This window comes from Streptomyces pathocidini, assembly GCF_001418495.1.
In the GTDB taxonomy this organism is placed as follows: domain Bacteria; phylum Actinomycetota; class Actinomycetes; order Streptomycetales; family Streptomycetaceae; genus Streptomyces; species Streptomyces pathocidini.
Window position 1 is genome coordinate 1 of sequence record NZ_LIQY01000078.1, and the last position, 5,214, is coordinate 5,214.

Annotated in this window: 4 protein-coding genes; 2 read left to right on the top strand and 2 right to left on the bottom strand. The window is 71.7% G+C overall.

Translation table 11 applies throughout. The annotated features are described in order from the left end of the window. Positions 1–48: 48 nt before the first annotated feature. Entirely contained in the window at positions 49–1,131 is a 1,083-nt protein-coding gene (gene manB / locus AOK16_RS05085; RefSeq protein WP_055471010.1) for a mannose-1-phosphate guanylyltransferase, read from the bottom strand. 122 nt (positions 1,132–1,253) lie between these two features. Beyond that, the gene (locus tag AOK16_RS05090) at positions 1,254–2,588 is read right to left on the bottom strand and encodes a peptidoglycan recognition protein family protein (protein WP_055471011.1); all 1,335 of its coding nucleotides are present in this window, start codon (positions 2,586–2,588) and stop codon (positions 1,254–1,256) included. 127 nt (positions 2,589–2,715) lie between these two features. On the opposite strand from AOK16_RS05090, the gene AOK16_RS05095 reads away from it, so the two are divergent. Both AOK16_RS05095 and AOK16_RS05100 read left to right on the top strand, forming a co-directional pair. Further along, positions 2,716–3,471 (top strand): TIGR03089 family protein, encoded by a 756-nt coding sequence (locus AOK16_RS05095; RefSeq protein WP_055471012.1) that lies wholly within the window; start codon positions 2,716–2,718, stop codon positions 3,469–3,471. A gap of 158 nt (positions 3,472–3,629) precedes the next feature. Continuing rightward, positions 3,630–4,931 carry an LCP family protein gene (locus AOK16_RS05100; protein WP_398719380.1) on the top strand — a complete coding sequence of 434 codons (1,302 nt, stop codon included), beginning with the start codon at positions 3,630–3,632 and terminating at the stop codon, positions 4,929–4,931. Positions 4,932–5,214: the final 283 nt, after the last annotated feature.

The window sequence follows — 5,214 nt, forward strand, 5'->3', positions numbered from 1 at the left end:
CCCCCCGCACCACGCCCACACCGCGAGCGCAGCGGTCGGGAGCGTCGCCTACGTGTCCGACGAGAAGCGGATTGCCCGCGAGGGGATTCGCGCGTCGCACCACACGCGGATGCCCGACTTCAGTTCGTTGTCCGCTCCCACCTGCGCCCCGTCGCCGATCACCGCGTCCGTGAGGACCGTACGGGCGCCCACGCGGGCCCCGGCGCCGATGAGGGAGTCGTGGATCTGGGCGCCGGGTTCGATCGTGGCACCGTCCAGGACCGTGCTGCCGTGGACGCGGGCCCCGGCGCCGACGGAGGCGCCGGACCCGACGACCGTACCGCCGGTGAGCTTCGCGTCGGAGGCGATCTCGGCGCCCTCCAGCACGAGCCGGTCGCCGCAGCGGCCGGGCACGGCCGGGGACGGGGCGTGCCCGAGCACCAGGTCGGCCGAGCCTCGGACGAACGCCTGGGGGGTGCCCAGGTCTAGCCAGTAGGTGGAGTCGACCATGCCCTGGAGGTGCGCGCCCGCTTCAAGCAGGCCGGGGAAGGTCTCGCGCTCGACGGAGACGGGTCTGCCGGTGGGGATCGCGTCGATGACCGAGCGGTTGAAGACGTACGCGCCCGCGTTGATCTGGTCGGTGACGATCTCCTCGGGCGTCTGCGGCTTCTCCAGGAAGGCGGTGACGCGCCCGTCGGCGTCGGTGGGGACCAGGCCGAAGGCGCGGGGGTCCTCGACGCGGGTGAGGTGGAGGGAGACGTCGGCGCCCGAGGCGGTGTGGGTGTCCACCAGGGCGCGGATGTCCAGGCCCGTGAGGATGTCGCCGTTGAAGATCAGTACGGGGTCGCCGGGGGCGGAGTGGAGGTGGGAGGCGACGTTGCGGATGGCGCCGCCCGTGCCGAGCGGCTCGCGCTCGGTCACGTACTCCAGGTGCAGCCCCATCGAGGAGCCGTCGCCGAAGTACGGCTCGAAGACCTCGGCGAGGTAGGAGGTGGCGAGCACGATGTGCTCGACGCCGGCCGCGCGGGCGCGGGCCAACTGGTGGGTGAGGAAGGGCACACCGGCGGCCGGCACCATGGGCTTGGGGGTGTTGGCGGTGAGCGGCCGCAGCCGCGTCCCCTTGCCGCCGACCAGGAGGATCGCTTCGGTCACCTTGTCTTCTGCTTCCTGCCGGGGCCGGTCGGTCGGCGCCAGTGTAAGCAGACGCCGGCCGGCTGCCGCGGACTGACGCACAGGCCCGCGGGCAGCCGACCGGGTCGGCGGAACGGGCCGGGTCAGCGGCCCTGGAGCTGGCTCGCGGACCACCGGGCCGAGGGGAGCTTTCGGTACAGCTCCGCGCCGGGGCAGGAGGTGACGAAGCCGTCGCGGTGCCCGGAGATCACGTTGAGGGTGACCCTGGCACCCCGCTTGTACTTGTTGCTGCCCGCGGAGACCAGGGTGGTCCTGCCACGCGGGTTCGCCCCGAAGAGCCCGAGCTTCCAGGCGGTGAGCTGGGAGACGCCCCGGACGGCGGCGGCGGACGGGTTGGACTTGGAGTAGGTGCCGAGGACGGCGACGCCCATGGTGTTGGAGTTGAAGCCCAGGGTGTGGGCGCCCATGACCGGCCTGGCGACGCCGCCGGCCCGGCCCTCGTAGATGTTGCCGCACTTGTCGACCACGAAGTTGTAGCCGAAGTCACGCCACTTGAGGCTTCTGACGTGGAAGCGGTAGATGCCGCGGAGGATGGCCGGGACCTGGCTGCAGCTGTAGGTGTTGCCGGTCGCGCTGTGGTGGACGAACGCGGCCTTCACCGTCTTGGTGTAGATGAAGCCGCCCGTGCGCAGGCGCTCGTCGGCGCCCCAGCCGGCGCGGGTGACGATGCGCGGGCGCGGACCGACGTACGGGCGGGAGTTGGGGCCGTTGCTGCCCGTGGAGCCCTCGTCCTCGTCCTCGTCTTCGTCCTCGCGGTCGTCCTCCCGGTCCGAGTGGTCCTCCGGGCTGATCTCCTTGGCGCCCATGTCGGCGTAGTCGCCGTTGACGGCGGAGGCGGCGGCAGCGGCCTGGGCCATGCCCGCGTAGTCGGGGAGGTCGCCCGGGTCGATGAGATCGATGCGCAGGCCGTCGGGCAGGAAGTCGCCGGGGCCGTCGGCGGGTTTGCGGTTCGGCAGGGCGCGGACCTGGATTCCGACGGACCTGCCGACCCAGAGCGGGGCGCTGCCGCCCCGGGCTTCCGCGGGCCGCCGGTCAGGGGAGTCGAGGTCGGGCTGGTCGTCGCTGTGGGTCTGGACCTCCTCCCACTCCGACCAGTCGCCGGTCTCGGCGTCGCGGGTGCGGACCTCTGCCTGGCCGTGGAATTCGGAGGCGGGGTCGTTCCAGACGATGCCGACGAGGGAGAAGGGTTTGACCTCCCGTTCGGGTAGTCCGTAGGCCCGCACGCCCTCCGGTACGGCGGCGCGGGCGCGGTCGGATCCGGTGAGCGGGGAGAGCGGCAGCGACTGTGTGCTGCCCGCCAGTTGGGAGGCGGGGGCGGAGTCGGTGGGTGCGGCGGTCGCTCCGGAGGACAGGGCGAGCGGGACCGTCAGTGCGGCGGCGCAGGCGACGCCGATCGAGGAAGCAAGGAGTGCACGCATAGTCAGATCGTGGCCTTAATGCGACAAATCTGTCTATTCGTGACATGACGATCCGTCGGCCGAACCGGTGGCTCCGGGGCCCCCGGTCACCCGCATCGGCGTACTCCGTGCGCGTACGCTTGCGCGGGTGAACGCCACCGATGGGACCCCCGCCGACCTGCTACGATCCGCGCTCGCCGCGGATCCGGCCCGCCCGCTGGTCACCTTTTACGACGACGCCACCGGGGAGCGTGTCGAACTCTCCGTCGCGACCTTCGCCAATTGGGTGGCGAAGACGGCCAATCTGATCCAGGACGACCTCGGAGCCGAGCCCGGCGACCGGGTGGCGCTGCTGCTGCCCGCGCACTGGCAGACCGCCGTCTGGGTGCTGGCCTGTTCGTCCACGGGCGTCCTCGCGGACCTGGGCGGCGACCCGGCGTCCGCGGCGGTCGCGGTCAGCGGCCCGGACGCGTTGGAGGAGGCGCGGGCCTGCCGCGGGGAGCGGGTGGCGCTGAGCCTGCGGCCGCTGGGCGGGCGCTTTCCGCAGGCCCCGCAGGGGTTCCTGGACTATGCCGTCGAGGTGCCGAGCCAGGGCGACCGGTTCGCGCCGTACTCCCCCGTCGATCCGGACGCGCCGGCCCTGGCCTTCGCGGGCGGCGGGGAACTGACGGGGCGGCAGGTGATGGAGCGGGCCGGGGCGGACGCGGCGACCCGGGGGCTGACGCCGGTTTCCCGGCTGCTGTCGGGGCTGCCGTACAACACATGGGACGGGCTGTCGGCCGGGCTGCTGGCGCCGCTGGCGGCGGGCGGTTCCGTGGTGCTGTGCCGCCACCTCGACCGGCTGGCGCCGGGCGCGCTCGACCAGCGGCGGGAGAGCGAACGGGTCACGGGCACCGCCATCTGACGGGTCTTTCGCCCGGCGCGGGCGATGATGCGACGCGTACAACCATGCGAGGCACTCGCCGGTCTACTCCTGACGGCGGGGCGCGTGCGGCGCGACGCCGCACGGCGACGCGTGGCGCCGCCCGACTCCGCCGAGTTCCGTGAGGGATGGACGCAGAAGTGACCCACAGCGCTGGTACGCCCACCGATCCGGAGGGCGGCGGCCCCGAGAGCTCCGCGGAGACCGGAGGGGGCCGAAGACCCCAGTGGCCGCGGTGGGTCGCACTGGCCGGCTCGGTGGTGGTGCTGGCGGCGGCCGGGGTGGGCTGGACCGCGTACCAGAAGCTCGAGGGCAACATCACCACGGACACCGGCACGGCGGCCGAGCTGAAGCGGTACGAGAAGCAGCGCCCGGCGCCCATGGCGCACGACGCCCAGAACATCCTGCTGATCGGCTCGGACTCGCGCAGCGACAAGAACGCCGAGTACGGCAGGGACACCGGCACCCAGCGCTCGGACACCACGATCCTGCTGCACCTGGCGGCGGACCGGGAGAGCGCGACCGCAGTGTCGATCCCGCGCGATCTGATGGCGGAGGTCCCCAGCTGCCGCGGGGCGGGCGGTGAGCGGACGAGGGCCCAATTCACCCAGTTCAACACGGCGTTCGAGCTCGGCGGGCCGGCCTGCACGATCCGTACGGTGGAGAACCTGACGGGCATCCGGGTCGACCACCACATGATCGTGGACTTCACCGGCTTCAAGAAGATGGTCAACGCGGTACAGGGGGTGGAGGTGTGCCTGAAGGAGCCCATAAACGACGAAGAGGCACATCTGGAGCTGCCCGCCGGGCGGCAGAAGCTGGACGGCGAGGACGCGCTGGGCTTCGTACGCGCCCGCTACAGCATCGGCAACGGCAGCGACACCGAACGCATGGACCGGCAGCAGCAGTTCCTCGGCTCACTGGTGAAGAAAGTGCGCAGCAATGGTGTGCTTTTGAACCCGGCGCGGCTGTATCCGCTGCTGGACGCGGCGACCTCCTCGGTGACCACCGACGCCGGGCTCGACTCGCTGCGCGAGTTGTACGACCTGGTGCGCAGCGTGCGCCATATCACCACGGAGAAGGTGCAGTTCCTGACCGTTCCCCGGCGCGCGTACTCGCTCAACGCGAACCGGGACGAGCTGGTGCAGCCCGCCGCCTCGCAGCTGTTCAACCTGTTGCGGAACGACCTTCCGGTGACGGTGCGGACCGGGCCCGGGATGGACGAGGAGGCCGACAGGACGGGCCAGGCGGACGAGGCGGAGTACGGGCCCTCGGCGATGACGGGGCGCGAGAAGCCGGACGCCGCCGTGCCCAACCCGAGCACCGGCCCGAGCTCCGGCCCGGATTCCGGCCCGAGCGGGGAGCCGTCCGAGCCTTCCGAGCCGTCCGGGGAGTCCCCCACATATCGCGGAACGACGGCCGCCAATGGCATGTGTAGCTAAAGGATCCATAAAAGAGCCTCCACACCTGGAAAGGGAATGGGCGTAATGCCCAGTTGTAGGGGAGTGGAATTTGTCACCGCCGTCGCTGGACGCTGAACTGGGCGGATAGTGTGAGCGATCCGGTGGCACCACCGACGGAGGATTCAGGCAGTCGTGGACGCGCAAGGACGTGGGCGGGCGGGCGACATCGACCCCGCGGACCAGTGGGTGTTCAATCCGAACACCGGCAACTACGAATTGCGACTGGACCCTTCCGCTGCGCAGCCGTCGCCCCCTCCCCAGC